Genomic DNA, 26,961 nt, shown 5'->3' with positions numbered 1-26,961 from the left:
CGCGATGCACGGAAGGTAGCCGTACGGTGATGTTATGTGGCTACACCGTAATTGTGGCCCTCCGCGCCCCAGTTGGTGCGGCCGTGTCTTGTATTCGAAAGGCAGGGAGCTTGATGTCCGAATTCCAAGGGAACCACGTGGATCGCGCTCAGCCGACAACGCGGCCGAAAAGGCGGCGGTCCCGCTGGTTCTTAGCCGGCGGTCTCGTCGCTGGCAGCCTGGTAGCCGGCGCGGCCGGTCTCACCGGGGTGGCCACGACGGCCGGAGACAAGGGCCTGGCAGACGTGGACCTGAGGCAGTTGTCCGTCGTCGCCGCCGACAACGGCAAGGATGGCAACGGTAAGGACCCAGGCAAGCACGACGACTCCAAGCCGAACGGCGATGCAGCCGCCGAGGGTTCGAACGGCGGAAACCCCTGGGGCGGCGGCAGCTGGCAGGAGTCCTGCGAGCCTGGCGGCGGCTGGCAGGGCCAGGCCGAGGAGGGCGAGGAATCGGCTGCGAAGCCGAAGCCCGAAGAGTGGACGGCGAAGCCGAAGCCCGAGGAGTCGAAGGAGAAGCCGAAGCCCGAGGAGTCGAAGGACCCGAAGGCGGGACCGACCGCGACCAAGGACCCGAAGGCCGGACCCGCGACCAAGGACCCGAAGGCCGGACCGACGGCGACCAAGGACCCGAAGGCCGGACCCGCGACCAAGGACCCGAAGGCCGGACCGACGGCGACCAAGGACCCCAAGGCCGGACCCGCGACCAAGGACCCGAAGGCCGGACCGACGGCGACCAAGGACCCCAAGGCCAAGCCGGAGGGCTCGAAGGACGCCAAGGAGTCCAAGGAGTCCAACGGCGCCAAGGAGTCCAACGGCGCCGAGGAGTCCACGGACGCCAAGGAGTCCAACGGGTCGTCCGGCTGGCACGGCGGATCCCAGGGCGGTAGCCAGAACGGCTCGTCCGGGGAGGAGAAGCCCGGCTCCGACAGCTCCCGCTGGCACGGCGGGTCGCAGGGCGGTAGCCAGAACGGCCGGGAGGGCTGCGGTTCGGAGAAGCCGGCGGACGAGGAGGTCACGTCCGTACCGTGCGACCCCGACGAGCTCATCGCCGCGCTGGTGCACGCCAACGCCGAGGGTGGCGCCAGCCTGAAGCTCGCGCCGAAGTGCACCTACACCCTCACCGCCTCCGGCCACAGCGGCCAGAAGCACGACGGCAAGGGCAAGAAGGCCGTTGACAGCGCGAGCGACGACTCCGGCCTGCCCGTGATCAAGGCACCGATCAAGATCATGGGTCAGGGTGCGACCATCACCCGGAACACCTACGCCGGCGACTTCCGCTTCTTCACCGTCCGGGACGGTGGCGAGCTGGAGTTGACCGAGCTCTTCCTGGAGAACGGCCGGGCGGGCACCGGCGGCGCGATCTCGATCGACCACGGCGCCACCGCCACCGTCAAGCGCGTCACGATCTCGGACAGCACCGCCCTCGCGAAGAGCGGCGGCGGCGGGGCGATCTTCAACGACGGCCACCTGGCGGTCAGCGAGAGCAGGTTCGAGGACAACAGCGCCGCCGGCAAGGGTGGCGGCCTGCTCAACGGTGGTGTCCTCACCGTCGAGAAGACCGAGTTCCTGAGCAACAGCGCCAGCGGTGCCGGTGGCGGGCTCGCCAACTACCAGGGTGCGGCCGACATCACCAAGAGCGCCTTCGAGCACAACAACGCGGCCGAGGGTGGCGGCATCGCCAGCGTCTCGGCCCGGACGAAGGTCTCGGACGGCGAGGTCAACGGCAACACGGCCAAGATCGGCGGCGGACTCTTCAACAAGGACGCCACCCTCACAGTCCGGGGGCTGCACGTCAGCAAGAACCTCGGCACCCGGGACGGCGGCGGCATCGCCACCGTCATGGGCCTGCTCACGGTGGACGAAAGCAAGATCACCAAGAACACCACTCGGGGCGACGGCGGTGGCGTCTTCGCCGAGAAGTCCGAGGTGATCGTGCGGACCACCGAGGTCAGCCAGAACAGCGCCGTCGGGGGACGCTCGGTCGGTGGCGGCATCGCGGTCGAGGGCGGCTCGCTCGACCTGAGGAAGAGCAAGATCGTGGAGAACGACGCCACCAGGAAGGGCGGCGGGCTCTTCGCCGAGTACGCCGAGGTCACGGTGGACAGCGACACCGTGATCAGCCGGAACCGGCCTGACAACTGCGCAGGCAAGGCGACGGTGGACAACTGCTTCGGCTGAGCCTCGACATTTGAGGCGATGCCGGTGACCGACGGCGGGTAGCCGTAACCAGAGACCGCGGTCGGTGACGGAGCGGACGCATCCGGCCCGTCGGGGGCGACGATCAGCAGATCGGACCCCCGGCGGGCCGGACGTGTCTGCCTGCCTCCTCGGGGATCGACCGGTCGAACCCCCGGGCAGCGGATCAGGCGATGTCGAGAACCCGGCGTACCCGGGAGACTTCGCCCGCCGCCAGGTCCCGGTCGCCGATCCAGAAGGAGATCCCGACCAGCTCGCCCCAGGCGGTCCCCTCCTCGGCCTGCAGCGACAGCAGCGGCCGGTGGTTGGGCAGCTCCGCCACCGGAGTGTCCGGCCAGCCGAGCAGCCGGTGCCGTACCGTCGGCAGCCGGTCGCGGATCTCGGTGGCCAGACCCATCACCCTGATCGGGTCGGTCCAGAAGGCCGCCGCGAGCTCCGGCTCCTCGTAGTACGGCGCGGCCAGGACCGGGGCGGCGACCAGCGGCAGCGCCGGGATCGTCACGGCCGCAGGCGGGGCGGCCCGGCCCGGCAGCCCGCCAGGTACGTGCAGCACGGCGCAGCCGTCGTCACCCGGATCCGCCCCGAAGTCGGCGTGGTGCCACTCGTCTGCGAAGAAGAGCAGCGTCCCGTTCCGGGGCAGCGTCCACTCCGGACCGAGCAGCGGCGCCAGCGCGGCACAGTCGAGCTGGGCCAGCAGCGTCATCGGGCGACCGTGGTGGTGCGGCCACGGCACACCGTCCGGCAGCCCTGGACGTCCGCCGTACCAGCCGGCGACAGGGCTGGCGATCGAGCCGGCGACCGGGCTGGCCACGGGGCTGGCCACGGGGCTGGCGATCGAGCCGGCGACCGGGCCACGGGTGGCCCCGGTGACCGCGCCCGGCACCGGGCCACGGGTCGCGTCGGCGGCCGGGCCGGGGATCGCGCCGTTGCGCGAGCGGGCCGGTATGGCGAGTCCGATCGACGGGCGGACCAGGCCGAAAACCTGTTCGACCAGCTCGGGAGGGGCCTGCGCCCGGGACGAGTCGGCGACGGCGGTCCGCAACGCCGCCACCGCGCGGGAGAACTCCATGGCGCCGAGAATGCCAGCCGAAGCGCCCCGATCCCAGCCGAAGCCCCGATCCCCGCCGGGCCGCGGGGCCCAACTACTTGCGCGTCGCCACGGCGCGGGCGAAGAACGCCAGGTTGGCCGGGCGCTCGGCGAGGCGGCGCATCAGGTAGCCGTACCAGTCGGTGCCGTAGGGCAGGTAGACGCGTACGGTGTGGCCGGCCTCGGCGAGCCGGGCCTGCTCGTCGGGGCGTACGCCGTAGAGGAGCTGGAACTCGAACTCGTCCGGCGTACGGTCGAACCACCGGGACCGGTCCTCGGCGATCGCGATCAGTCGGGGGTCGTGGGTGGCGATCATCGGGTATCCCTGACCGGCGAGCAGGATGTTGAGGCACCGGACGTAGGACCTGTCCACCTCGCGGGCGGCCTGGAAGGCCACCGACTCCGGTTCGGCGTACGCGCCCTTGCAGAGCCGCACCCGCGACCCGACGGTGGCCAGCTCCCGGCAGTCGGACTCGGTGCGCCGCAGGTACGCCTGGAGCACCGCCCCCGTACCCGGATGGTCCTTGCGCAGTTCGGCCAGGATGTCCAGGGTCGAGTCGGTGGTGGTGTGGTCCTCCATGTCGAGGGTGACCGTGGTGCCGGCCGCCGAGGCGGCGGCGCAGATCGCGACGGCGTTCTCCCGGGCCAGCCGCTCGTCGAACTTCTGGCCCAGTGCGGAGAGCTTGACGCTGACCTCGGTCGCCGGGGCGAGCCCCGCCTCGGCGAGCGCGCCGAGCAGGGCGACGTACTCGTCCCGGACGGCGACGGCCTGGTCCCCGTTGACGGTGTCCTCGCCGAGGTGGTCGATGGAGACCGCGAGACCGTCGCCGACGAGCTGGCGGGTGGCGCGCAGCGCGTCGTCGACGGTGGTGCCGGCGACGAACCGGCGTACGACGTCCCGGGTGAGCGGGGCCGTCTCGACGAGCCGCTCGATCCGGGATGACCGGGAGGCGGCGAGGATGACCGATCGGAGCATGAGCCGAGCGTAACGCCAGCCGGTTTCCCGTACGCGGCGACCGCGCCCCGACGGCCCGGCAACGGACGGGCGTCTCACGTCGTCTCCGCGACGAGGGCGTACGCCGCCGGCCTACTCCGATTCGCCCTGCGGAATGTTCGAATACGTGGTGACGCCGCTCTTAGGGCGAGAGGTGACTTATGTCCGGATCGTCGCCGCAGCCGGACGCGTCGAAATCGAGGATCTACGGCATGCCGGGCGGCGCCGCCGGCAATTCCGTCCGCGCTACCGTCGTTTTCGGATAATCGCCTGGTGCCGGTGAGTTGGATGGTGGACGGTGCGGCGGCCGTGACCGGGCTGTGGGAGAGCCGGCGCGACCACCGACGGCTACGCGCGGTTCCTTCCTCGCTACATGCACGCGCCACGGGAGCCGTGAGTCGTCTACGGTTGTCGGGTGAACTTCGACGCGTACGCCCGGACCGCTGTCGATCTCGTCAACGCGCCACTCGACGACTTCGATGACCTGCGGGCCGTTTTCAATGGCGAGCACGGCTGGATGCGCGACGAGGTGACCGAACGGGACGTCCCCGCCTTCCGCAGGGCGCAGAAACGGCTGCGGGACGTCTTCGAATTCGGTTCCTCGGGACGGGACGTCGACGCCGTGACCGAGCTGAATTCGCTTTTGGAGAACTATCCCGTCCAACCACGCATCTCCGGGCACGACGCCAAGGACTGGCACATGCACGTGACCAGCCGGGGAGCCTCGGTGAGCGCCGAATACCTGGCCGGCGCGGTCTGGGGCCTCTCGGTCTGGCTGTGCGAGTACGGCAGTGCCCGGTTCGGTGTCTGTGCCGACGACCGGTGCGGCAACGTCTACCTGGACACCTCGTCCAACTGCTGCCGCCGGTTCTGCTCCGAGCGCTGCGCCACCCGCTCGCACGTGGCGGCACACCGGGCCCGCAAGCGGGCCGCGGTGGAGGCCAAGGCGTCGGTCGAGGGGAAGACCTCGGTCGAGGTGGCGGAGACGGTGGAGGTCGAGGAGACGGTGGAGGTCGAGGAGAAGGCACCGGCTCCGGTCGGCTGACGACCGTACCCGCCGTTCCCGACTCCTCGCCGGCCGGCCCCGGTTACCCTTCCTGGCCCGGTCCCCCGATCCCCTGGTCGGGGGCCGGCCAGGTGCGCGCCCGGCTCCGGAAGAGCTCCGGGTCGCCGCCACCGGAATGACGCGGAGCAGATGCCGACTCGGCGCCCGCGGCACGTGGCACTCCAGCCACGTCGACACCTCGGTGGCGCCGAGCGCCACCAGACGGGCGACCTCGGCGTCGACGTCGTCCGTCTCGATGTCGAGGTGGTAGCGGGCCGGGCCGGGGTGCCGAGGGTTCCGGACCAGAAGCCGGACGCGGCCGGGACCGACTCGGCCGGGGTGGCTACGCGGTCAGGTCGAGCCGCCAGTCGTTGGCGCGCATCGGCCGCCCCTTCGGAAACTCGAACTCGGTCTCGCCGAGCAGTGCGAAGCCGGCCTTGCGGCAGACCGCGTTGGAGGCGGCATTGTCGACCGAGGGGTAGGCGTGGGCGTACCGGTGCGTCCGCCGGGCGCGGGCCACGTCGACCGTGGCCAGCAACGCGGCGGTGGCCAGCCCTCTCCCCTGGTACGCCGGCAGGACGCTCCAGCCCATCTCGTACACCGTCTCGCCGTGCCAGACCCGCTCCCAGTAGCCGACGCTGCCGACCGGCTCCTCCTCCGGCAGGACCACCACCCGGTACATGCACCCCTGGTCGGTGCCGCCGAACCGCACGTAGCGCTCGTGCCGGACGACGACCTGTTCCTCGGTCTCCGGACCGCCCAGGTGCCGTTTCATCTCCGGGACGTTGATCCGGCGGAGCAGGTCGAGATCATCCTCGCCCCACGGTTCGATCCGGACCCGGCCCGGTCCTCCGGTCATGCCGCACCGCCCTTCCGCCGTCGTCCCCGCTGTCCCGGTGCGTCTTCCCACTGTCCCACCGCGTCTTCCCACGCTCAGGCCCGGAGGAACCGGTCGACCGGCAGCGGCCGGTCGGCGACGCGGATGTCGCCGATCCAGCCGTAGAAGCCGTGCCGCACGATCCGGCCACGGTGCTCGGCGCCGACCAGCCACGGTTCGCCGGAGACCGCCAGCCCGGACGCCGGCACGGACGGGTTGCGCAGCAGCCGGGCGCCGTCGACGTAGAGCGTGCTGTGCCGGCCGTCGTTCACCACCGCGACGTGGAACCACTCGCCGGGCCGCATCTCGTGACCCCAGTTCGTCACGATGCCGCCGAGCTCGGCCGGCACGACCGCCCAGCTCACTGCCAACCCGGCGGTGAGCCCGAGGGCCGCGGCCGGCACCGTCCGCTCGGCGCCGGTCCGCCCGGCGTCCCCGCCGGCACCCGTCCGGGCCGCATCCCCGGCGGTGCCGGGCCGGTTCAGGATGGGCAGCTCGGTGCCACCGCTGCCCCGGACGTCCTCCGGCAGCTTCACGAACGCCTCGACGGTGTAGCCGTGTGCGAACGTCGCCTCGTTCAGCGGTGCGCCGTCGACCGTCCGCAGGTAGCCGCCACCCGGCCGCCGCCCGCCGTCGAAGAAGAGGCTGGCGTGGCCGGGCTGGTCGGCGTGGTACTCGGCCGACCAGCGCGGCCACGCCAGCCCGGCTCCCGGGAGGCTCATCCGGGTCAGGTGGTTGCCCCGGCCGGAGCGGTCCTCGATCACGTGCCGGTCCGGCAGCGCGCCGCCGTCGGCGTACCCCTGGTCGAAGCGCCAGTATGCGACGGTGCCGTCGGTGACGACGGCGGCCGGCCCGCGCGGCGGCCGGGCCGGCACCGGGGCGAAGCCGGCGAACCGCGCGGCGAAGTCGACGGTCAGGCTGAACCGGTTGGCCGGGTCGGTCAGCTCGACCTCCCGCCGGGCGAGCGGGTTCCGCCGCTCCGGCCGCTGACCGAGAATCCACGGTGACAGGGTCTCGACGTCGACGGTGTTCCGGGCAAGATCGAAGCCGTAGAGCCGGAGCATCCCGCCGCCGCCGTAGTAGCGGTCCTGGTAGTTGGTGAGGTGCACGTGCACGTCCCGCCCAGCGGCGTTGCGCAGCACCATTCGGCCCGGCGGCCAGTAGTGCCCGTTCAGAGTCAGGACGATCTGGTCGCTCCGGTCGATCAGCCGATCCCAGAGGCGTCGGCCGTGCTCCGACAGCCAGGTCGCGCCGGTGTGGTCGGCGTCGGCCAGATCGTGGGTGGTCAGGATCGCCGGGCTGGCCGGGTGCGCCGCCAGCACCGACCGCGCCCAGTCGAGGGTGCCGTCCGACGGCCGCCAGTCCAGCGCCAGCAGCAGCCACTCCCGCCCGGCGGCGGAGAAGACGTGGTACGTGTTGTAGCCGTCCGCTGTGGATCCTCGGTACGTCGACTGCCGGCGCAGCCGGCGTGGGCCGAAGACCTCCAGATAGGCGCTCGGCCCGCGCTCCGCGTCGGTGCGGGACGCGTCCACGTCGTGGTTACCGCCCAACACGCTGTACGGCACCCGGTGCCGGTCGAGGATGTCGAAGACCCGTCCCGCCCCGGCCAGTTCGGCGGCGGTCCCGTTGTCGACGATGTCGCCGAGGTGGGCGACGAGGGCGATGTTCCGCTCGGCCCGGTGCGCGACGATCCACCGCATCGTCGCCGCCAGCGGCTCCGGATCACCGCGCTCGTCGGTGAAGAGATACTGCGTGTCCGGGATGACCGCGAGGGTGAACCGGGGCGAGTCGGGGTCGAACGCGGTGGTGTCGCCGTAGCGCTGCCAGCTCAGTGCGGCGGCCGGCAGCAGCGCCCCGGCGGCGGCGCCGGAGCCGACCAGCCCGGCACCCTGGAGGAGTTCCCGGCGGCTCGGGCTCTGTCGCATGGTCGTCCTCCCCGGAATCCGCACCGTATGACCAGCTTGCCGCCCCGGCAGTGCCCGAGCGACAGGGATGCCGCAGGTGCTGTGGTCCAATGGCACCCATGACTCGACAGCGGATAGTCGCCGTCCTCCTGTTGCTGATCGCGTTCGTGGCGTTGGCGCTCTCCCGCGCCTTCCCGTTCCTGGACGATCTTCCTACCCTGGCCAAGTCGGCGATCACGGTCGCGGGAGCGGTCTGTGCGCTGACCGGGGTGTGGTTGTGGTTGCGTAAGGCGCCGCAGCGGTCCTCGCCGTCGGTGACCGGCGACGGCGGAAGTTGACGGGTTAGTGGGGGAATCGACTCACGCTCTGCCGCGACGCGTCTCCGGCTGCCCGAGCGACCGCAGCAGGGCCGCCTTCTTCCGTACGCCCGGCAGGTAGGAGTAGAAGGCGTCACCCGGGCACTCGGTCGGCCCTGCGCCGATGCTCGCCCAGTCCCGGTGTCCCGGCACGACGTTCACCTCGCCGGAGGCCCCGCTGACCGGGTTGACGTAGGTGGTCCGGGCCTGTGGATCCCGGCGTGCCAGGACGCTGAGCGCCGCCAGCACTCTGACCAGCGACTGCTGGGCGGCCGGGCTGGGCTGGCGGGACGTGAAACGACCGAGGAGGCAGACTCCGATGTTGCCGGCGTTGTAGCCGCCGACATGGGCCCCGTTGACCATGAGGCGGCCGGTGGCGGGGGTGGACCCGAAGACCGGCACCGGGTCCGAGCCCGAGTACCGTCCCTCGTAGACCCGGCCCGCCTCGTCGATCAGCAGGTGGTAGCCGATGTCTCCCCATGCCTGCAGCACACACTGGTCGTAGTAGATGGCCCGGATCGTGGCGGCCGGGTCAGGATCGTCGTTGTGCTCGTACACGCCGGTGTGGTGCACCGTGATCGTCTGCACCGGGAAGAACTCACCGGGCCAGACCTCCGTACCGTCCTCACCGAAGCGCAGTGATTCGTCGGCGCCCCACTGGGACCGGGGCAGATAGTTCGGCAACCGCTGGCCATCCGGCAGGGGCAGGTATCCGGCCGGAGCGGCCACCGCCCGCCGCGGACCGTCCACCATGTTCAGCTCGGTGACGGAGGCGTCCGATCCGTCCGAGACCCGCACCTCGTAGCCGGTGGCACCGGTCGCCAGCACGACACCTGAGCGGGGCCCGGCGGACCTGCCGTCGCGGCCACCCGCGCAGCCGCGCAGTTCCTGCCACGATCCCCAGCCGGCGGCGGTACGCAGCCGGACCGCCGCCGCACCGGCGGAGGCCACCGACAGGTGGGTCAGCGGAATGACCGGCGAGGTCACCACGGTCCGGCTGGCCAGCCGACCACGGCGTGCGGCGAGCGGCTTGGGCACCTCGGCGGTGGCTGCCGGTACGGCCGGCGCCGCAGGTGCCGTGGGTGCCACCGGTGCGGCCGCTGCCGGCGCGCCGGCCAGGGCGGCGGCCGACATACCCAGGGTCACGCCTGCGGTACCGCGCAGGACGCCACGTCGAGAAACCACGTTCTCCTCCAGACTCACGCTGTTACGACCCACTGCTTCTATCACGGATCGGTGACGCGAAGGTGCACACGCGGCCGGGTCGTCACATCCCCTCTGGGGTGGCCCGCCGCCAGCGTCGAGTCAGGAGTGGCGGGTTCGCACCGCGGCCCTCAGTCCGGCCCGAACATGCCGTGGATCGTTGGTCCGGACGGCTGGCGCAGCGGCACGCTCGGCGTAGGTGCCGAGTACCGTCTCCGTCGTGGCCACCGCCCGTGCGACACGGGCAACATGGTCCTCGGCGGTGAACAGGGTGACGGTGTCGTCCCGGCCGGTGAGGGTGATGGGCAGGTGGATCACCCAGCGTGCGGTGCTCACCAACGGCCGCCGTTGCGGTGTTGCCGGTCCTGCTCGGCGCCGTCGACAGGGCGATGGCCGGTGACGGGTCGCCGATGCGGTGGGGGTGGGGGACCGGGATCGGATGGCTCGGCGAACCTGCAGCCGACGTGCCGGGCCTTCCATTGGCGTAGCCCCTGGCGGGCGCGCTCGGCCTGGGCCTGGGCGGTGGTGGCCTCGCGTTCGAGGCGTTCGACCTCGGCGGCGACCAGGCGGAGGAATTCGTAGACCTCGTCGGGATCGAGGCCGCGAAAGCGGCAGCGCATCACGGCGGAGGCGACACGGATGACCGATGGGCGTAGCCGTCCACCGGAGCGGTAGATCATCGCCGTACCGCCGTCGCCTCGTAGTGGGCGACCAGGGCGGCAATCTCGGTGGTGGTGAGGCCGCGTAGGGCGAGGACGCGTCGCCCCCAGCGGTGCAGCCGGCACGGGTGTGGAGCGTGCTCGTTGCGGCAGAGCAGTCCGGTGGGCCACAGCTCGGGGGCATGGACCGTGATGGCCCGTACCGCGAAGCCGACATCCTCGGCCGTCACGTACGGCGGCATCGGCAGCTCGTCGTCGGAGATGTCGGAGGGTTCACCGGCCTGGCTCATGTTCCTCCCTCGGTTGACCGGTTCGCAGGGTTGGCGCCGAAGCGGGCGGGGTCGACCGGTACGACCGCGCGCGCCGGACCGACCGGAGCCCAGCACCCGCCCCGGGCCACGACTCCACCCTTTCCACGAACGTGAGCAGGAACTACAGCGCTTTGGGCGCCAGATCGGCGCAAAACTGAGGCATTCGGGTAACTGATCCATAGACGGTGTGTCACTACAGTGGCGGGCAGACGGAGGGGGGTGCCGTGGCCTTGAAACGACACCGGCTCTGCCAGCGCCGCAAGGCGCTCGGATACAGCCAGGAACGGCTGGCCGAGTTTCTTGGGGTGGAGCGGTCGACGGTCGTACGGTGGGAGAGCGCCGAGACCGATCCGCAGCCCTGGCATCGGACGCGCATCGCCGAGGTGCTACAGGTCACGCTTGACCAGCTCGACGACATGCTCAGTGATGTGATCACACCGATCCGACGGGGACAGACCATGGGAGACGACTCGCGTCATTCCTCCTCATCGGCCGTCCGAGTCGATCTGCTCAGCGGCTTACGCGCCTACCTCACCGACTACCTGCCCGAGCCGCAGTTGGAACGGCCGGCCCGCACCCTCACTGAAGTACGGCGCGACGTCACCCGCGTTCACACCCTCTACCACCGGGCAAGCTACAGCGCGGTTGCCAGACTCCTGCCTGAGCTGCTCCGACACTCCACCGATCTGACGAGTAGGGGCCCGTGGCCGCAGCGGAGCAGCGCGTTTCGATTGCTGGCCGCCGCGTACCTGGCGGCTTCCAAAGTCGCCGTGAAAATAGGAGATGGCGCCACGGCGCTGTTGGTCGCCGATCGTGCAGCCACGGCCGCACGAGTCGCCGACGACCTGGGGCTGGCGTCCATTGCGGCCTACCAAGCTGCCTGTGCACTGCTTCGGCTGCCCGGCCGATTGGATGAGGCAGAGCGAGTGACACAGAGCAGCATCGAGCGGTTGACGAAGGACAGGCGCACCACCGATCTCAACCTGCTGTCCGCGCACGGCGCCCTGCTGCTCCTGGCCGCCATCATTGCCGCGCGCCAAGGGCAGACTCCGACAGCAAACAACCGACTGGCCGAGGGCCAGCGCTTGGCCGCAGAGCTCAAGACGGACCAGAACCGGCTGTGGACAGGCTTCGGCCCGACAAACGTCCTGATCCACAGCGTTTCGGCGGCGGTGAAGGCCGGCAACGGCAGCCGGGCCATCGAGATCGGCACGAAACTCGACACCTCCCGCCTGCCAGCCGCACTCGTCGGCCGCCGGGCTCAAGTGCATCTCGACCTGGCAGCGGCCACCGCCATGACCTCTGACGGCGGCTCGCTCGCGATACTGCACCTGCTGGAGGCGGAACGAGTCGCCCCCGAGTCGGTGCGCGTCAACGTGCAGGCCCGTGCGCTGCTGCTCGACCTGATGTCAAGGGAATGCCGGTCGGCTACTCCCGGCCTGCGGCCGCTGGCTGAAAGAGCAGGCTTGCTGGCATGACAGAGCGACCCGTCCTCTACCTCGTGGTCTGCGCTGCTCCTCCGGTGCTCCAGATCAATGCACTCATTGAGCTGCTTATGGCGGACGGCTGGGCGGTTTGGGCCGTTGCAACGCCAACGGCCGCAAGCTGGATCGATCAGGGGGCCCTCACGCAGCAGACGGGTAACCCCGCTCGCTCTGATCGCCGCAAACCTGGCCAGCCGGATCTGTTGCCAAAGGCAGATGCGGTGCTGGTCGCCCCCGCCACCTTCAACACCATCAACAAGTGGGCGCTCGGCATCAACGACACCCTCGCCCTAGGCATCCTGAACGAGGTACTCGGCCTCGGCCTGCCCATCCTCGTCTCCCCGTACGCCAAGAACGCGCTTGTCACCCACCCGGCCTACCGGTCTCACCTGCAGCTGCTCGGCGACGCCGGAGTTATCTTCACGCCATCGGACTTCATACGGCCCGCAGCGCCATCCGACCAGTTCGAGTGGCCTCGGTTAGCCGGTGAGCTAGCGGACCTACGTCGTGCGGCCCTGCACAGCGCCAGGCGTCACGGATGAGCATCCGAGACTTCGCGGATCACCTCGGGTGAGCGAGCGGACGGTGTCGAAGTGGGGGGCCGGCCAGGCGGAGGTACGGCCACGCCCGGAGATGCAGGCCGCGCTCCACGGCACGTACCACGTATGCCGAGTCGGGTCAGCCGTAAACCAGTGGAGCGGTTGCTCGGTGGTCTGTGACATGCCCCAGCAGGGCCTGATTCGCCTCCCAGCCGTCCGGAAACCTGACCGGTACGTTCAGGTGCACCGGCTCGGTCGACGGATGCGCGTCCAGCAGCTCCGCGATCCCCGCCCTCGCCACCACCACGCACGCGTGCCGGTGCCGCGACACCAGCACACACAACCGCCCCGCCTCCAGATGGAACGCGGTCGCGTCGCGCCGCCCCGACAGCGGATGCAGCACGATCACCACGTCGTACTCGCGCCCCTGCAACCGGTTGGCCGTGTCGACCGTGATGCCCGCCCCGGCCGCCCCGAGATGTGCACGGATCGCCGCCACCTGGTCGCGGTGTGCCGCCCCGACCGCGATCCGGTCGGCGGTCACCGGCGCGCCCCCGGGAGAACGCTCCGACACCGCCACCGCACCCCGCTCCAACACCCGCAACGCCAGCCGCGCGCAGGCCGCCGCCGCTTCCCCGTCCGTCCGCAACGTGTGCCGCGCCGGCAGCTCGTACAGCGCCCAGCCGGTGACCGCCGCCATCTCCAGCGCCTCGTCCACCGCCCCACCGCCGAACCCCGCCGCCGCGAACGACAGCGACCGCTGCGCGGCGGTCGTACCCGCCGAGAAGCCCGTGAACGGATAGAACGCCTCGGCCACCACCGGCGCCGCCGACGCCGGCAGCCGCCACGACACCGGCAACCGGTGCACCGGCAGCTCCGGGTTGTGTCGCAGCAGCGCCGCCACCGCCGACTGCATCGGATCCCAGGTCAGGCCGGTCCACCGCTCGGTCTCCACCGTCGAGAAGGGATCCAACTGCCCCGGATCACCCACGAAGAGCGCCCGGTCGAACCGCCCGGCCACCCGGAGCAGCGCGTCCGAGCGCATCTGGTACGCCTCGTCCACGATCGCCCACGGCCAGCGACCCTCCGGCACCAGGGCCCACTTGGCGGCCGTACCGATGATCACGGACGACCCGCCCAGGTCCGCGACCTTCGCCGCGACCCGGACCGTCGAATAGTTCCTGATCCGGTCCGTCGCCGTGTAGTCGCTGGCCGAGAGCCGCCCGATCGGCAGTTCCGGCCTCGCCCGCGCCAACCGGTCGATCAGGTCGTCGACCTGCTCGTTGGTCTGCGCGACCACGATCAGCGGCTCGCCCGCCTCGGCCAGCTCCCCGGCCGCCCGCACCACAAGTGTCGACTTCCCGGCCCCGGGCGGCGAGTCGACCACCACCCCACGGTGGTCCCCTTCGCGCAGGTCGGCAAGCACCTCGCCGACCACCCGCCGCGCCGCCTCGCCCGGAGACTCCAGCCCGGTCCCACCGCCGCCGGGAAGCAGCGAATCACTCCTGGTCATCGCGCTCACCGTCGATACTCAGCCGGCGGGCTTCGGCCTCCAGCGCCGCCAACTCCTCGGCCGCTTCCCGGTCGGCCTCCTCCCGCTCACGGGCTCGACGCTGGTCGTCGAAGTCGTCGAAACGCTCGTGAGCGATCTTCTGCATGTCGTTCTGCGAGACCCGGCCGGCGTGACTCAACACCTGCCGTTCGTTGAAGTCCAGGAACCGGTCGGTCTGGACGATCCACTCGGCCATCCGGATCTGCTGACGGCGTCGCGTCCGATCCTCCGCGAAGTCGAGGAACATCGTGGTCAGCCGGTTCAGTTCGTCGATCTCACCAGCCGTCAGATAGTTCTTCGAGACCGTCACGTCGGTCTTGCGTACTGTCGAGCCGGCCCAACTGGTCAGGCCCATGTTCGGCGCATGCGGATCGGCCCGCAGCACGATCAGCTCGGCGGCGGTACGGCCGGTGACCGCGTAGACCAGCTTGTTCTGGATGGTGGCGAAGAAGGTCCGGGCCAACTCGCTCGTTCCGTCGTAGTCCACGCTGGTCTGGGCGAACAGATCCCGTACCTTCTGGTAGAAGCGCTTTTCGGAGGCCCGGATGTCCCGGATCCGGGCGAGCAGTTCGTCGAAGTAGTCGTGGCCGCCGGGCTGCCTGAGCCGTTCGTCGTTCAGCGCGAAGCCCTTGACCAGGTACTCCCGCAATACTGTCGTCGCCCACTGCCGAAACCGCACCGCCCGGACCGATCTGACCCGATACCCGACGGACAGAATCATGTCCAGGTTGTAGACCTGTACGGTCCTCTTGACCTGCCGGGACCCTTCCTGGCGAACTATTTCCTGAGCGGAAATGGTTGCTTCGCCCTGTTCCCCATCGGACAGGACAGCCGAGATGTGCTTGTTGATGTTGGGTACCTGAGTATCGAAGAGCGCGGCGATCTCCGCCTGGGTGAGCCAGACCGTGCCGTCGACGGCGCGTAGCTGGATCTCCGTACGGCCGTCGTCGGTCCGGTAGACGATCATCTCGCCAGCCGCTTCTGTCATGCCCACTCCTCCCGAGCGTCGTCGGCGCTCGGCTCGGCCGGCTCCTCGTACGCCTTCGGCGGCCCGCCGTGCGTCCACGGCGTCTCGTCCCGGCTCGGGAACTCCCCCGGAGGCATGAACGAGTCCGACAGCGTCGTGTAGCAGAGCCGGTCCCCCACCTCCGGCACGCTCCCCGGCGCCGGGCTCAGCGACCGCCCCAGCCCACCCGACAGCTCCAGTACCACGTCCGTCCGCCCGGCCGCCGCGTCCGGGGTCACGAAGACCACCCGGGCCTGCTGCCCCGGCCGGCCCGGGGAGTGCAGCACCGCCCCCACCGGCACCAGCACCACATCCGCCGTCGTCACCTGGATCCGGGGTCGCAGCACCCGCCGCTTCCCGCTGTCGTCGATCCGGTGCGGGTCGGCCAGCGTCACCTCACCCACGAAGGCTTCCCCGGTCAGCCGGTGATCGGCCATCACCAGCGGGTCGTCGTAGGCGCGCTGCACGGCGTACGACTGCGACGCCCGTTCCAGCCGGTGCAGCCGGTGCGCCGCGTTCACCGCACCGTCCCGGCGCGGCTGCGGATGCCCGCCACCGTCCACATAGAGCGCGAACGTGCTGAACACGTCCCGGTCCTCGGCCCAGCGCCCGGCCACCCGCGACCCGACCGGCAGTTGCCGGAGCAGCGCAACGCCCCGCCACATCAGCTCCCAGGTCGGCGTGAGCTGCGACCGCACGGCTTCTTCGAGTACGCCCCGAGCCCGCTCCCGCCGCGCCTCGTCACCGCCCGCCGCCGCCTCCTCGTAGCCTGCTGTCGCCGGCGCCAGCACCTCGTTGTCGAAGGTCGGGTCCGTCACCGGCCCGGCCGGCGGCCAGCGCAACGGATCCTCGGCGATCGTCGCCGCGTCGGCGCCGGTCAGCCCTTCCTGCGGGTCGATCCAGGCCATCAGCGCCGCCAGATGGGCGTCCTCCAGCGCCGACTGCCCGGTCGCCCAGTGCAGCCCGAGCGCGTCGGTCATCGCCAGCAGCATCCCCGAGCCGGGATGCTCGGCCCGGTCCGCCAGGAAGGTCAGCCACCGCCCGAGCAGCGGCACGTCCGGCCGCACCGGATAGTCCCCGTCGGTACGCCGGAACCGCGTCGACCGCCCGAACATCCGGACGAAGCCGATCCCTGCCGGGTTCGGCACCAGCACCTGCGGCGCGTCCGCGTACCGGTAGCGGACCTCCCGGCCCCGGTTGACGGCGACCGGCTCCGCGACGCCCCGGAAACTGTCCAGATAGGGCAGCAGCACCTCGGCCAGCTCGGCGGCGAAGCCGAACCGCTGGTCACGGTTGCGCGGCTGCGGCACCAGCAGCAGCCTCGGCGCGGCCACGTCGTCGCCGACCAGCGCAGCCAGCGGCGCGTTCGCCTCACCGGCCATGCTCAGCGGGATGAGCACCAGCGGCCGGTCCGCGACGTGCAGGTGGCGGACGGTCGTGATCCGCTGGGCCCGCCCGGCCGCCACGGCCTCGGCCCGAGCCAGCGCGGTCAGGGTACTCACCCCACCACCACGACCGTCACCACCACGGCGACCACCACCGCCACCGCCACCGCCACGGCGACCGCCACCGTGGCCACTACCGCCACCGCGACCGCCACCGGTACGGCGACCGCGACCGCCACCGTGGCCACTACCGCCACCGCGACCGTGACCGCCACCGTGGCCACTACCGCGACCGCCACCGTGGCCGTCGCCGTCACCGTGCCCCTCCGGCCACCCGCACCGGGCCGGCCGCCCCGTCTGTGCACCCAGCTCGACAGTCTCCGCCGGAGGTAGTGCGATCCGGCGGGAACAGCAAGCGGCGTCATCCCGCCGCCCCGGCTGCCCCGGCCGCCCCGGCCGCTTCAGCCGCCCCGGCCACCGCCGTCGGCAGCAGCTCGGCGCGGAGCCGGGCGGCGTTCCGGAGCAGCGCCGCCGCCTCCGCCTGCTCCTCGGCCGGGGTCAGCTCGCCCCTGGCCAGCCCGAGCGCGGTCTCGACCCGGTCGATCCCGCCCAGCTCCTCCCGGGCCGAGGTGCCGAGCGCGGCGGTGCGACCCCGCGCCTCCACCCGGCAGAAGTAGGCCAGCTCGCAGACCGAGAGGCAGTCGGGGGCATAGCGGGCATCGATCGCCTGCAACGCGTCGACAAGCGACTCCGGTGACCGGGTCGGCACCCCTGCGGCGTCGGGCGCCAGGTCGAAGGTCAGCTCCGGCGGCAGGGCGGCGAGCATCGCCTCCACCCTCGTCATCCGGCGCAGCTGCCGCCGCAACACGGCCAACTGCCGGCGTACGTCGACCAGCACCGCCGTCGGCCGGTTGGAGAAGTCGCGCGGGCAGACCAGGACCACGTCATGGGCGACGAGCTCCGGATCGTGCCCCGCCCCGGCCAGCATCTCGCGCATCGCCAGCACGTAGACGGCGGCCTGGATCGCCGCCGCCGAGACCTTGGCCGGGTCGGCCTGCCCGTCCACCACCGCGAACGACTTGATCTCGACGACGTGGAACCGCCCCTCGTGCCGGAACGCGATCACATCCGGTTCGAGATAGACCCGCTGCCCGGCCACCTCCAGCGCCAGCAGCGGATGGTCGAAGAGCGTGCCGGCGTCGTCGCCCCCGGCGGCGGCCCGCAGCAGCTGGGCACGGGAACGGGCGTACCGGACCTCGGGGGTGTCCTTCTCCCGCCCGGTCACCGTCGCCAGGTCGTCGTACGCCACCTCGGGGATCGGCAGCCCGAGCCGTTCCCGCAGCAGCCGCACCAGCTCGGCGGCGCCGCTCGCCAACACCAGCGCCTCGAACGCGTTGCCCCGGGCGAGGGCGAACTGCGACTGCCCGAACCGGGCCGGGAAGTCGACGTACGCCGCCAGCCGCTGCTTGTCCACCCCGGCGGTGTCCAGCACCGCCCGCCGCGCGCAGCCGGGGTTGCGGGTCAGCGCGGCGATGGTGCGGGCGTTGTGCCGCTTCGGCCCGACCCCGCCCCGGATCGTCGCCAGCCGCTCGGCAACCCCGACATCCCTGTCCGTGCCCGTGCTCGTGCCCGTGGTCGTCATGCCGTCTTCCCTCCGAGCGTCTGGAGCGTGTTGCCGAAGAGCTGTCGCACCTCGTCGAGGTGCCGGCGGGCCCGGTCGGCCGCCGCCGTCCGGTGTGCCCGGTCGGCGTCGGCGTGCACCGCGCACTCGGCCTCGGCCGCCCGGATCACCAGCTGGAGATCCACTGTGTCATGTCGATCACACATCGTTCCGGGCGGACCGGTCGCACCCGGGATATTGGTGGCGAACCGCCACAGCAGCCGGTTGACCGCGTCACTGCCCTCCGGCACCGTGCCGGCCCGCTGCGCCACCCGGACCGCCGCCGTCAGGAAGTCGACCCGGGCGCTGAGCGGGCCGACGATCCGCCGCTCCAGCGGCCAGGTCGAGACCGCGATCAGGCCGCGCGCCGGCGCCAGGTGCGCGGCGGTCAGAGCGGCGCAGAGATGGTACGGCCGGGAGTGCGGCGCGGCCGCGAACGAGCGCTTCTCGTCCCGCCGCAGGTGGGTGAGCCGGTTCGCGGCCAGGCCGGTCGCCGTCGCGCCGAAGGCTGTCACGCCGAAGAACGCCGCGTGCACCTCGGCGATCAGCCTCGGTGCGGCCGGCACGGAGAGCAGGGTCAGCGCGTGGTGCACCTGCTCACGTACCGGCACCAACGACCCCCGCACCGGCAGCGACGACCCACGGGCCGGCACCGGTGGCGCCGCCCCGCCGCCCACCCCGGCCGCGAGATCGGTGATGGCCTGCTCCCAGGCGCGCTCGGCGGCGCGCAGCTCCGCCCGCAGGCCCCGGGTCCGGGCGGTGTCCCCGGCCGCCACCGCCCGCCGGATCTCGGCCCGCAGGGCGTCGATCCGGCGTTCGAGGAGATCCACCGGCTCCGGCACGGGTCGCAGAGTATGAGTTCCACTCTTTTCCAGCAAACACCCGCAACCCGACACGCGGGAACCGGGCTGCCGGGAACCGGGCGGCGCCGCGTTGCTGCCCTCAGCTACAGTGCCCAACCGTGCGCAGAGCGGCGATGACCCTGGTCCTGGCGACACTGCTCGCCGCCGGGCTGGCCGGCTGCCGGCCGGCCCCGGCCGAACGGGTGAACCGGCCGAACGGCCCTATCAGCGTCTTTCTCAGCCACGACGCGACTCCGGAGCAGAAGCGGGCGGTGGAGGAGCGGCTGCGCGGCGTGCCGGACGCGGCGGAGGTCACCTTCCAGGACCGGGAGCAGGCGTACGCGCGCTTCAAGGAGCTGGCCAGGGACGACCCGGAACTGCTCGACAGCGTGAGCCCGGAGATCCTGCCCGAGTCCTTCCTGCTGACCCTGCGCGACCGGGCGGCCTTCGACCGTACCGTCGACGGTCCGCTCCTCGACGAGCTGCGCGCGATGCCCGGCGTCGAGGACGTGTCCTATCCGGAGGACGGGCCGCCGCCGACCCCGCCCCGGGCGGCCCCGACCGCCGACGACTGTGCCTGGGGAAGCCTGAAGCCGGTGCCGACCCACGGCGACTGGCGCGAAATCTGGGTCTATCTGTCCAGGACGATCACCGAGTCGGAGCGGCAGGCGATCGAGGCGCGGCTGAGGGCGCTGCCGGACGTGGTCACGGTGAAGCTGGATCCCCGGGACGAGCCCGGAGCCACCCCGGAGAGCGACGGCAGCGGATCGCCCGCACCGGTGCTGCCGGCGAAGCAGAGCGATTCCTACCTGGTGGAGCTGGCCGACCGGGCCGCCGCGAACCGGGTCGCCGACTCCGACCTCGACGCCGAGCTCTGCCGGTTGCCCGGCGTCACCAGGGTGGTGCTGCCGCCGAAGATGCCCGGATGACCCGCACCCCGCCGCCCCGGGTCAGCTCCCCAGCCGCTGCCGGGCCAGAAACGCAGCGTCCGGGCCAGTGCCCGCACGTCGGATACGGTCACCACGCGCCGAGGCTAACCCGCCACCCCGACACGTCCGGTCGCGGACGGTGTCAGCGGGCGTCGACCGGGGTGGGTGCGGCCAGGTGCTGGCGGGCGAACTCCAGCGCCTCGCGCAGGTCGCTCTCCCGGTCGGCGCGGCTGCGGGCCCGCCGGGTGGAGACCTCCACCGCGACCGAGCCGGTGAAGCCCCGGCCGGCGAGCGAGGCGAGCAGCTCGGCGCAGGGCTGGGTGCCCCGGCCGGGCACCAGGTGCTCGTCCCGGCCCTCGCCGGTGCCGTCCCCGAGGTGTACGTGCGCCAGCCCGGCCCCCATCTTGTCGGCCATCTCGATCGCGTCGCTGTGCGAGGCGGCGCAGTGCGACAGGTCCAGGGTGTAGGCGGGGTAACCGGTCTCGGTCGGGTTCCAACCCGGCATGTAGGGGACGAACTCCCGGCCGGCCATCCGGACCGGATACATGTTCTCCACCGCGAACCGGACCCCCGGATGGTCGTCGCCGATCCGCCCCAACCCGTCGACGAACGTGCGGGCGTAGTCCCGCTGCCAGGTGAAGGGCGGGTGCACCACCACGGTCGGCGCCGCCAGCTCCTCGGCCAGCACCGCCGAGCGGCGCAGCCGCTCCCACGGGTCGGAGCTCCAGACCCGCTGGGTGACGAGCAGGCACGGCGAGTGCACCGAGAGCACCGGTACGCCGTAGTGCCGGGCCAGGCCGCGCAGCGCTCCGGCGTCCTGGCTCACCGCGTCCGTCCAGACCATCACCTCGACACCGTCGTAGCCGAGCGCCGCCGCCATCTGGAAGGCGGCCGCGGTCGGCTCGGGAAAGACCGAGGAACTTGACAGCAACACGCGGGTGGTCACGACCTCAGCGTAGCCCCACCCGCCGCGCCGCACCCGTTGGCGGACCGGGCACAGCGCCCGACCGACGGATATATCCGCAGGTCAGACCGGCTCTCGTAGCCCGACCGCCGGCTCCAGGAGATCGAGCCGGCGCAGGATGACCCCCTCCCGGAGCGCCCACGGGCAGATGTCCAGTTCGCGTACGCCGAGCCGGCGCATCGCCGCCTCCGCCACGATCGCGCCGGCCAGCAGTTGGTGGGCCCGGCGGGCGCTGACCCCTTCGAGCTCGGCGAGCTCGCTCGGCGGGATGTGCCGGATGAAGCCGATCACCTGCCGCAGCCCGGTCAGGGAGAGGCGGCGCGGGGCCCAGAGTCCGGCCGACGAGGGTGCCGCGCCGGCCAGCCGGGCCAGGGTCCGGAAGGTCTTGCTGGTGGCGGCGGCCCGGTCCCAGCCGATCTCGGCGGTGTCGTCGACGACCGTGTCCAGCGTCTCCTCGACGTACGCCTCCAGCTTCGCCACCGCCGCCGCCGACGGGGTGCGCGCGCTGTCCGGACCCAGCTCCAGCCAGTCCCGGGTCAGCCGGCCGGCGCCGAGCGGCAGCGACTGGGCGAACTCGGGTTCCTCGTCGATCCCGGCCGCCAGCTCCAGCGAGCCGCCGCCGATGTCGAGCACCAGCAGCCGCCCGGCCGACCAGCCGAACCACCGGCGTACGGCGAGGAAGGTCATCCGGGCCTCGTCGGCGCCGGGGAGCACCTGGAGGCGTACCCCGGTCTCGGCCCGGACCCGGGCCAGCACCTCCGGCGCGTTCGTGGCGTCCCGGACGGCGGAGGTCGCGAAGGCCAGCAGGTCGTCGGCGGTCAGCCGGGCCGCCGCCATCTTCGCCTCGTTCACCGCCGCGACCAGCGCGTCCGCGGCGGCCACCGTCAGCTCACCGTCCCGGCCGATCTGCTCGGCGAGCCGGATCACCGCCTTCTCGGAGTGCGCCGGCCAGGGATGCGCGCCGTGGTGGGCGTCCACGACCAGAAGGTGCACGGTGTTGGAACCGACATCAAGCACGCCGAGCCGCATGGGAAAGACACTAGACGCAGGTCCGGGGCGGATAGCGGGCGTAGGCTGACCGGGTGGCAGCAGCGCGCAACCAGCTCCGGATCCTGGTGGACGATCCCGCCGACCCCCGCAGCCGGGAGGTCCCGCTCGACTTCCCCCGGGAGTGGATCGAGTTCGCCGACCCGGCCGACCCGGAACACGTCATCCGGGCCGACCTGACCTGGCTGCTCTCCCGCTGGACCTGCGTCTTCGGGCAGACCTGCCACGGCATCATCGCCGGGCGCTCCGCCGACGGCTGCTGCTCGCACGGCGCGTTCTTCACCGACGCCGACGACGAGAAACGGGTCCGAACGGCGGTCAAGCGACTCACCCCGCAGACCTGGCAGCACTACCGGCGGGGCTTCAAGAACTACACCGAACTCGACTCGGTCGACGGCGAGACCCCGGCCCGGCGTACGGCGACCCGGGGCGAGGAGGCGCCGTGCGTCTTCCTCAACGACGCCGACTTCCCGGGCGGCGGCGGCTGCGCCCTGCACGCCCAGGCGCTGCGCGACGGCGTCCACCCGCTGGAATACAAGCCGGACGTCTGCTGGCAACTGCCGGTGCGCCGGGACCAGGACTGGGTGAAGCGGCCGGACGGGACGAAGGTGCTGGTCAGCACGTTGGGCGAGTTCGACCGGCGGGGCTGGGGCGCGGGCGGGCACGACCTCGACTGGTGGTGCACCTCGTCACCGGAGGCGCACGTCGGCACCGAGCCGATGTACCTCTCCTACGAGCCCGAGTTGACCGCGCTGATCGGCAAGCCGGCGTACGCGAAACTGGCCGAACTCTGCGGCGAGCGGGAGCGGCGCGGCCTGGTGGCGCCGCACCCGGCGACCGCCGGTGCCGACCCGGTGCTGGACCGCCCGGCGGAGGGTGGCCGGGAGCCGGCCAGCCCGAAGGCCGCCGACGCCGGCCGCCGCCCGGCACCGCAACGCCGCCCGCGCGGCCGATAGCCCGAGTGGCCCGGCGCGGTCTACGGCTCGAACTTGTAGCCCAGGCCCCGGACGGTGACGATGAAGCGCGGCGCGGAGGGCTCCGGCTCGACCTTCGAGCGCAGCCGCTTCACGTGCACGTCGAGGGTCTTGGTGTCGCCGACGTAGTCCGCGCCCCAGACCCGGTCGATCAACTGCCCCCGGGTGAGCACCCGGCCGGCGTTGCGGAGCAGCAGCTCCAGCAGCTCGAACTCCTTGAGCGGAAGCTGCACCGGGGCGCCGTCGACGGTGACCACGTGCCGCTCGATGTCCATCCGGACCGGGCCGGCGGTCAGCGTCGGGGTGCCCGGCTCGACCGTCTCGTTGCCGCGCCGCCGCAGGACCGCCCGGACCCGGGCGACCAGCTCGCGCGGCGAGTACGGCTTGGTCACGTAGTCGTCGGCGCCGATCTCCAGCCCGACCACCTTGTCGATCTCGCTGTCCCGGGCGGTGACCATGATGATCGGCACCTGGGAGCGCTGGCGGAGCTGCCGGCAGACCTCGGTACCGGACATCTCGGGCAGCATCAGGTCGAGCAGCACGATGTCGGCGCCGGTGCGGTCGAACTCGGTCAACGCGGCCGTGCCGGTCTCCGCGGTCGAGACCTCGAATCCTTCCTTGCGCAGCAGATAGGAGAGGGCGTCGGAGAACGACTCCTCATCCTCGACCACGAGTACGCGGGCCACGGACTTTCCTTTCTCTGTCGGTCCGGCTCGAACTGTCCGAGCGGAAGCTATCCGAGCGAACCGGTCTCGATCTCAACTTGCGGTGCTGACGGCAGGAAGGCGTCCGGCGGGTGCGCGGGTAGCCGGAGGGTGAACGTCGAGCCACCTCCCAGGGTGCTGGACACCTCGACCCGTCCGCCATGGTTGGTGGCGATGTGCTTCACGATCGCCAGGCCCAGCCCGGTCCCGCCGGTCTGCCGCGACCGGGCCTGGTCCGCCCGGTAGAAGCGCTCGAAGATCCGGCCCACGTCGTCGGGGGCGATCCCGATCCCCTGGTCGGTGACGGCGATCTCGATGTGCTCCTCCGTACGCCGCAGCGCCACCGTCACCCTGGTCCGCTCGCCCGAGTACGCGATCGCGTTCTCCACCAGGTTGCTGACCGCGGTGGCGATCTGGCTGTCGCTGCCGTAGACGGTCAGGTCACGGTCGCCCTCCACCGTGACGGTGATCTCCCGGGCGGTGGCGGCGGTGCGGGTCCGGTCGACCACCTCGGCGGTGACCCAGTCCAGCGCGACCGGTTCCGGCGCGGGCAGCGGCTCGGCGCCCTGCAACCGGGTGAGTTCGAGCAGCTCGTTGACGAGCTTGCCGAGCCGGGTGGACTCGTGCTGGATCCGCTCGGCGAACCGGCGGGCCGCCGCCATGTCCTCCGACGGGTCCAGCGTGCCGTTTCCGGTGGTCTGGTCGGTGGCGTCCAGTAGCGCCTCGGCGAGCAGCTGCAGCGCCCCGATCGGGGTCTTCAGCTCGTGGCTGACGTTGGCGACGAAGTCCCGGCGCACCCGGGCGACCCGGTGCGACTCGGTCACGTCGGCCGCCTCGACCGCGACGTAACCGGCGCCGAGCCCCATCGCCCGCAAATGCACGCCCAGCGGGTCGGACATCCCGCCGTCGCGCCCCCGGGGCAGGTCCAGCTCGACCTCGCGGCGTACCCCGGTGCGCCGGACCTGGCCGGCCAGGGTACGGATCAGCGGATGCGCGGCCACGGTCCCCGGGGTGGCGCCGACCCGGAGCAGTCCCATCGCCCGGGCGGCCGGGTTCACCAGGACCGGCACGTCGTGGCCGTCGAGGACGACCACCCCCACCCGGAGGGAGTCGAGGGTCTTGCGGCCGAGTCCGGGCAGCCCGCCGGCCTGCTCGTCGGTTGCTATCGCCGGCCTCCTGTTGCCGCGGGTCCCGCCTCGTCCGGAGCCCAGTGTCCCGCCCGGCCCGGATCCCGGTGTCCCGCCTCGTCCGGGTGCGGTGGTGCCGGCCGAGAACCATCCGGCGACCCGATGGCGGAGTGGACCGAGGGCCAGGCCGAGGCCGAGCCCGACGAGCACGGCCGCGACCACCCCCCATTCCACGCGGCGATCGTATGGTCATCGTTAACCTGTCGACCAGGCAAAACCGGGCGAATCACGCTCGCATCCGAGAATGTTCACCCTCCGTCCCAGTTCCGTTCACCGATGTTCACCCGGCCGCAGCCGGATCCCCCTACCGTGGTCCGGACCGATACGTGTAGCACCGTGCGTGGGCGAAGCCACCACGGACGGCGAAAACTCCCCACTCCCAGCAGGACGTGATCATGCGCGAGGAATTCCGGATCGACCTGAACATCGTGAGCCAGTTGCTGGTGGACATGGCCGAGGCGATCCGGGTCGCCATGCGCCAGGCCACCCGGGCGCTGCTCACCGCCGACCGGGCGGCCGCCGAAGTCGTGATCGAACGGGACGCGGAGATCGACTCCCTCTACCGGCAGGTCGAGGAGCGGGTCAGCGACCTGCTGGCCCGGCAGGCCCCGGTCGCCTCCGACCTGCGCTCGCTGATCACCGCACTGCACGTCGCCGCCGACCTGGAGCGGATGGGCGACCTCGCCGACCACGTGGCCAAGACGGCGGTACGCCGGCACCCGTCGCCCGCCGTACCGGCCGAGCTGCGCGGGACCTTCAGCGCGATGGCCGAGGTGGCGGACCGGATCGCCGACAAGATCGCGAGCGTCCTCTCCAAGCCCGACGCCAACGCCGCGGCCGAGCTGGACCAGGTCGACGACGCCATGGACGAGCTGCACCGGCAGCTCTTCGCGGTGCTGCTCGCCGACGACTGGCCGTACGGGGTCGAGACGGCTATCGACGCGACCCTGCTCGGCCGCTTCTACGAGCGGTACGCCGACCACGCCGTCAACGCCGGCCGGCACGTCGTCTACCTCGTCACCGGCGAACCCCACGACGCCTAGGTGCAAGGAAGGCATGTAAGGCATGTAAGGAAGGGCCCCCGCTTATCGTTTTCTGTTGTAGCGGGGGCCCTTCCTAACACCTTGGGCAGCGCTCAGCGGCCCTGGTTGGCGACGGCGGCAGCCGCCTCCCTGGCCGCCTCCGGGTCCAGGTACGCCCCGCCGGCCACCAGCGGTCGCATGCTGCGGTCGAGGTCGTAGCGGAGCGGGATCCCGGTCGGGATGTTCAGCTTGGCGATCGCCTCGTCCGAGATGTCGTCCAGGTGCTTGACCAGTGCCCGCAGCGAGTTGCCGTGCGCGGCGACCAGCACCGTCCGGCCGGCCATGATGTCGGGGACGATCGAGTCGAACCAGTACGGCAGCATCCGGTTGACGACGTCCTTCAGGCACTCCGTCCTCGGCATCAGCTCCGGCGGCAGCAGGGCGTAGCGCGGATCGCCGGCCTGGGACCACTCGTCACCGTCCGCGATCGGCGGCGGCGGGGTGTCGTACGACCGGCGCCAGAGCATGAACTGCTCCTCGCCGAACTCGGCCAGCGTCTGCTTCTTGTCCTTGCCCTGCAGGGCGCCGTAGTGCCGCTCGTTGAGCCGCCACGACCGGCGTACCGCGATCCAGTGCCGGTCGGCGGCGTGCAGGGCCAGCTCGCCGGTGCGGATCGCCCGGCGCAGCACGCTGGTGTGCATCACGTCGGGCAGCAGGTTGTGCTCGCGCAGCAGCTCGCCGCCGCGCCGCGCCTCACCCTCACCCTTGGCCGTGAGGTCGACGTCGACCCAGCCGGTGAAGAGGTTCTTGGCGTTCCAGTCGCTCTCGCCATGCCGGAGCAGCACCAACGTGCCCACCGTGGCTCCCTCGCCAGCCACCGGGGCTCCCTCCGGCGCAGTACTCGTGCTCACAGTCATGGCACTCATCCTGCCGGACCGGAAGGGCGGGCACCGGGCGACCCAGGGTGACGACCGACACGTGGAAAACCGGATG

At 71.8% G+C, this 26,961-nt stretch carries 27 protein-coding genes and 1 pseudogene; 8 read left to right on the top strand and 20 right to left on the bottom strand.

The features are described 5' to 3' along the window. The first annotated feature begins 284 nt into the window (after positions 1 to 284). Entirely contained in the window at positions 285 to 2,219 is a 1,935-nt protein-coding gene (locus tag ACN27G_RS34385) for a hypothetical protein (RefSeq protein WP_421496798.1), read from the top strand. A 184-nt stretch (positions 2,220 to 2,403) separates the two neighbouring features. Here ACN27G_RS34385 and ACN27G_RS34380 read toward each other — a convergent pair whose 3' ends face one another. Together ACN27G_RS34380 and ACN27G_RS34375 are read right to left on the bottom strand one after the other, a co-directional pair. Then, positions 2,404 to 3,306 (bottom strand): DUF1963 domain-containing protein, encoded by a 903-nt coding sequence (locus ACN27G_RS34380; protein ID WP_421496797.1) that lies wholly within the window; start codon positions 3,304 to 3,306, stop codon positions 2,404 to 2,406. Positions 3,307 to 3,379: 73 nt separating this feature from the next. Further along, the gene (locus ACN27G_RS34375; RefSeq protein ID WP_421496796.1) at positions 3,380 to 4,300 is read right to left on the bottom strand and encodes a proline dehydrogenase family protein; all 921 of its coding nucleotides are present in this window, start codon (positions 4,298 to 4,300) and stop codon (positions 3,380 to 3,382) included. A 433-nt stretch (positions 4,301 to 4,733) separates the two neighbouring features. Here ACN27G_RS34375 and ACN27G_RS34370 point away from each other — a divergent pair, with 433 nt between their 5' ends. Next, positions 4,734 to 5,363, top strand: coding sequence for a CGNR zinc finger domain-containing protein (locus ACN27G_RS34370; protein ID WP_421496795.1), 630 nt, complete (start codon positions 4,734 to 4,736; stop codon positions 5,361 to 5,363). Positions 5,364 to 5,609: 246 nt separating this feature from the next. On the opposite strand, the pseudogene ACN27G_RS34365 reads toward ACN27G_RS34370, so the two are convergent. From ACN27G_RS34365 to ACN27G_RS34355, 3 genes and pseudogenes are all read right to left on the bottom strand, one after another. Next, positions 5,610 to 5,669, bottom strand: a pseudogene (locus ACN27G_RS34365) (hypothetical protein); the annotation flags it as partial. Between the two features lie 37 nt (positions 5,670 to 5,706). Continuing rightward, positions 5,707 to 6,222, bottom strand: coding sequence for a GNAT family N-acetyltransferase (locus tag ACN27G_RS34360; protein WP_421496794.1), 516 nt, complete (start codon positions 6,220 to 6,222; stop codon positions 5,707 to 5,709). 74 nt (positions 6,223 to 6,296) lie between these two features. Next, the gene (locus tag ACN27G_RS34355) at positions 6,297 to 8,165 is read right to left on the bottom strand and encodes a LamG-like jellyroll fold domain-containing protein (RefSeq protein ID WP_421496793.1); all 1,869 of its coding nucleotides are present in this window, start codon (positions 8,163 to 8,165) and stop codon (positions 6,297 to 6,299) included. 98 nt (positions 8,166 to 8,263) lie between these two features. On the opposite strand from ACN27G_RS34355, the gene ACN27G_RS34350 reads away from it, so the two are divergent. Continuing rightward, a complete protein-coding gene (locus ACN27G_RS34350; RefSeq protein WP_421496792.1) occupies positions 8,264 to 8,482 on the top strand; it encodes a hypothetical protein in 219 nt (72 codons plus the stop codon). A 21-nt stretch (positions 8,483 to 8,503) separates the two neighbouring features. Here the strand turns inward: ACN27G_RS34350 and ACN27G_RS34345 are convergent, their stop codons facing one another. The 4 genes from ACN27G_RS34345 to ACN27G_RS34330 all read right to left on the bottom strand — a co-directional run bounded on the left by ACN27G_RS34345 (position 8,504) and on the right by ACN27G_RS34330 (position 10,652). Then, on the bottom strand, positions 8,504 to 9,646 hold the full coding sequence (locus ACN27G_RS34345) for a peptidoglycan recognition family protein (RefSeq protein WP_421496791.1): 1,143 nt from the start codon (positions 9,644 to 9,646) through the stop codon (positions 8,504 to 8,506). A 159-nt stretch (positions 9,647 to 9,805) separates the two neighbouring features. Beyond that, complete coding sequence (locus tag ACN27G_RS34340; protein ID WP_421496790.1) at positions 9,806 to 10,039, bottom strand: hypothetical protein; 234 nt, start codon at positions 10,037 to 10,039, stop codon at positions 9,806 to 9,808. Further along, a complete protein-coding gene (locus ACN27G_RS34335) occupies positions 10,036 to 10,383 on the bottom strand; it encodes a DivIVA domain-containing protein (protein WP_421496789.1) in 348 nt (115 codons plus the stop codon). Before ACN27G_RS34335 ends, ACN27G_RS34340 begins: the two co-directional genes overlap by 4 nt. Beyond that, a complete protein-coding gene (locus ACN27G_RS34330; RefSeq protein ID WP_421496788.1) occupies positions 10,380 to 10,652 on the bottom strand; it encodes a hypothetical protein in 273 nt (90 codons plus the stop codon). The genes ACN27G_RS34335 and ACN27G_RS34330 overlap by 4 nt, the downstream gene beginning before the upstream one ends. Positions 10,653 to 10,897: 245 nt before the next feature. Here ACN27G_RS34330 and ACN27G_RS34325 point away from each other — a divergent pair, with 245 nt between their 5' ends. Together ACN27G_RS34325 and ACN27G_RS34320 are read left to right on the top strand one after the other, a co-directional pair. Beyond that, positions 10,898 to 12,151, top strand: a complete 1,254-nt coding sequence (locus ACN27G_RS34325) for a helix-turn-helix transcriptional regulator (RefSeq protein ID WP_421496787.1) — start codon at positions 10,898 to 10,900, stop codon at positions 12,149 to 12,151. Further along, entirely contained in the window at positions 12,148 to 12,699 is a 552-nt protein-coding gene (locus ACN27G_RS34320) for a flavoprotein (protein WP_421496786.1), read from the top strand. The genes ACN27G_RS34325 and ACN27G_RS34320 overlap by 4 nt, the downstream gene beginning before the upstream one ends. A gap of 136 nt (positions 12,700 to 12,835) precedes the next feature. Here ACN27G_RS34320 and ACN27G_RS34315 read toward each other — a convergent pair whose 3' ends face one another. From ACN27G_RS34315 to ACN27G_RS34290, 6 genes are all read right to left on the bottom strand, one after another. Beyond that, complete coding sequence (locus tag ACN27G_RS34315; protein ID WP_421496785.1) at positions 12,836 to 14,209, bottom strand: AAA domain-containing protein; 1,374 nt, start codon at positions 14,207 to 14,209, stop codon at positions 12,836 to 12,838. Continuing rightward, positions 14,196 to 15,236: a virulence RhuM family protein gene (locus ACN27G_RS34310; protein ID WP_421496784.1), complete on the bottom strand. Its 1,041-nt coding sequence runs from the start codon at positions 15,234 to 15,236 to the stop codon at positions 14,196 to 14,198. The genes ACN27G_RS34315 and ACN27G_RS34310 overlap by 14 nt, the downstream gene beginning before the upstream one ends. Beyond that, complete coding sequence (locus tag ACN27G_RS34305; protein ID WP_421496783.1) at positions 15,233 to 16,756, bottom strand: hypothetical protein; 1,524 nt, start codon at positions 16,754 to 16,756, stop codon at positions 15,233 to 15,235. Before ACN27G_RS34305 ends, ACN27G_RS34310 begins: the two co-directional genes overlap by 4 nt. Continuing rightward, positions 16,753 to 16,956 carry a hypothetical protein gene (locus ACN27G_RS34300; RefSeq protein ID WP_421496782.1) on the bottom strand — a complete coding sequence of 68 codons (204 nt, stop codon included), beginning with the start codon at positions 16,954 to 16,956 and terminating at the stop codon, positions 16,753 to 16,755. The genes ACN27G_RS34305 and ACN27G_RS34300 overlap by 4 nt, the downstream gene beginning before the upstream one ends. 104 nt (positions 16,957 to 17,060) lie before the next feature. Next, entirely contained in the window at positions 17,061 to 18,281 is a 1,221-nt protein-coding gene (locus ACN27G_RS34295) for a hypothetical protein (RefSeq protein WP_421496781.1), read from the bottom strand. Beyond that, positions 18,278 to 19,141, bottom strand: coding sequence for a hypothetical protein (locus tag ACN27G_RS34290; protein WP_421496780.1), 864 nt, complete (start codon positions 19,139 to 19,141; stop codon positions 18,278 to 18,280). Before ACN27G_RS34290 ends, ACN27G_RS34295 begins: the two co-directional genes overlap by 4 nt. Before the next feature lie 119 nt (positions 19,142 to 19,260). Between ACN27G_RS34290 and ACN27G_RS34285 the strand changes: the two genes are divergently transcribed. Continuing rightward, positions 19,261 to 20,070 (top strand): permease-like cell division protein FtsX, encoded by an 810-nt coding sequence (locus ACN27G_RS34285; RefSeq protein ID WP_421496779.1) that lies wholly within the window; start codon positions 19,261 to 19,263, stop codon positions 20,068 to 20,070. Positions 20,071 to 20,212: 142 nt separating this feature from the next. Here the strand turns inward: ACN27G_RS34285 and ACN27G_RS34280 are convergent, their stop codons facing one another. Beyond that, positions 20,213 to 20,950, bottom strand: coding sequence for a sugar phosphate isomerase/epimerase family protein (locus ACN27G_RS34280; protein ID WP_421497579.1), 738 nt, complete (start codon positions 20,948 to 20,950; stop codon positions 20,213 to 20,215). Between the two features lie 147 nt (positions 20,951 to 21,097). Beyond that, positions 21,098 to 22,063, bottom strand: coding sequence for a Ppx/GppA phosphatase family protein (locus ACN27G_RS34275; protein WP_421496778.1), 966 nt, complete (start codon positions 22,061 to 22,063; stop codon positions 21,098 to 21,100). A gap of 80 nt (positions 22,064 to 22,143) precedes the next feature. Here ACN27G_RS34275 and ACN27G_RS34270 point away from each other — a divergent pair, with 80 nt between their 5' ends. Next, positions 22,144 to 23,037, top strand: a complete 894-nt coding sequence (locus ACN27G_RS34270; protein ID WP_421497578.1) for a hypothetical protein — start codon at positions 22,144 to 22,146, stop codon at positions 23,035 to 23,037. 20 nt (positions 23,038 to 23,057) lie between these two features. On the opposite strand, the gene ACN27G_RS34265 is transcribed toward ACN27G_RS34270, so the two are convergent. Then, positions 23,058 to 23,741, bottom strand: coding sequence for a response regulator (locus ACN27G_RS34265; RefSeq protein WP_421496777.1), 684 nt, complete (start codon positions 23,739 to 23,741; stop codon positions 23,058 to 23,060). 47 nt (positions 23,742 to 23,788) lie between these two features. Continuing rightward, entirely contained in the window at positions 23,789 to 25,096 is a 1,308-nt protein-coding gene (locus ACN27G_RS34260) for a sensor histidine kinase (RefSeq protein ID WP_421497577.1), read from the bottom strand. Positions 25,097 to 25,341: 245 nt separating this feature from the next. On the opposite strand from ACN27G_RS34260, the gene phoU reads away from it, so the two are divergent. After that, positions 25,342 to 25,989, top strand: a complete 648-nt coding sequence (gene phoU, locus ACN27G_RS34255) for a phosphate signaling complex protein PhoU (RefSeq protein ID WP_421496776.1) — start codon at positions 25,342 to 25,344, stop codon at positions 25,987 to 25,989. Positions 25,990 to 26,081: 92 nt separating this feature from the next. Here phoU and ACN27G_RS34250 read toward each other — a convergent pair whose 3' ends face one another. Continuing rightward, positions 26,082 to 26,846 (bottom strand): phosphoglyceromutase, encoded by a 765-nt coding sequence (locus tag ACN27G_RS34250; RefSeq protein ID WP_421496775.1) that lies wholly within the window; start codon positions 26,844 to 26,846, stop codon positions 26,082 to 26,084. Positions 26,847 to 26,961: the final 115 nt, after the last annotated feature.

It is taken from the genome of Plantactinospora sp. WMMB334, assembly GCF_049179095.1.
Lineage (GTDB): Bacteria > Actinomycetota > Actinomycetes > Mycobacteriales > Micromonosporaceae > Plantactinospora.
Note: the sequence above shows the minus strand (reverse complement) of the source record. Positions and strands in the feature narration are given on the sequence as shown.

Coding starts and splice junctions, on each gene's coding strand:
- ACN27G_RS34295 (WP_421496781.1), bottom strand. CDS start 18,281: ATGACGACCACGGGCACGAGCACGGGCACGGACAGGGATGTCGGGGTT.
- ACN27G_RS34330 (WP_421496788.1), bottom strand. CDS start 10,652: ATGAGCCAGGCCGGTGAACCCTCCGACATCTCCGACGACGAGCTGCCG.
- phoU (WP_421496776.1), top strand. CDS start 25,342: ATGCGCGAGGAATTCCGGATCGACCTGAACATCGTGAGCCAGTTGCTG.
- ACN27G_RS34380 (WP_421496797.1), bottom strand. CDS start 3,306: ATGGAGTTCTCCCGCGCGGTGGCGGCGTTGCGGACCGCCGTCGCCGAC.
- ACN27G_RS34315 (WP_421496785.1), bottom strand. CDS start 14,209: ATGACCAGGAGTGATTCGCTGCTTCCCGGCGGCGGTGGGACCGGGCTG.
- ACN27G_RS34310 (WP_421496784.1), bottom strand. CDS start 15,236: ATGACAGAAGCGGCTGGCGAGATGATCGTCTACCGGACCGACGACGGC.
- ACN27G_RS34275 (WP_421496778.1), bottom strand. CDS start 22,063: ATGCGGCTCGGCGTGCTTGATGTCGGTTCCAACACCGTGCACCTTCTG.
- ACN27G_RS34350 (WP_421496792.1), top strand. CDS start 8,264: ATGACTCGACAGCGGATAGTCGCCGTCCTCCTGTTGCTGATCGCGTTC.
- ACN27G_RS34320 (WP_421496786.1), top strand. CDS start 12,148: ATGACAGAGCGACCCGTCCTCTACCTCGTGGTCTGCGCTGCTCCTCCG.
- ACN27G_RS34360 (WP_421496794.1), bottom strand. CDS start 6,222: ATGACCGGAGGACCGGGCCGGGTCCGGATCGAACCGTGGGGCGAGGAT.
- ACN27G_RS34355 (WP_421496793.1), bottom strand. CDS start 8,165: ATGCGACAGAGCCCGAGCCGCCGGGAACTCCTCCAGGGTGCCGGGCTG.
- ACN27G_RS34335 (WP_421496789.1), bottom strand. CDS start 10,383: ATGATCTACCGCTCCGGTGGACGGCTACGCCCATCGGTCATCCGTGTC.
- ACN27G_RS34375 (WP_421496796.1), bottom strand. CDS start 4,300: ATGCTCCGATCGGTCATCCTCGCCGCCTCCCGGTCATCCCGGATCGAG.
- ACN27G_RS34280 (WP_421497579.1), bottom strand. CDS start 20,950: ATGGCGGCGGCGCTCGGCTACGACGGTGTCGAGGTGATGGTCTGGACG.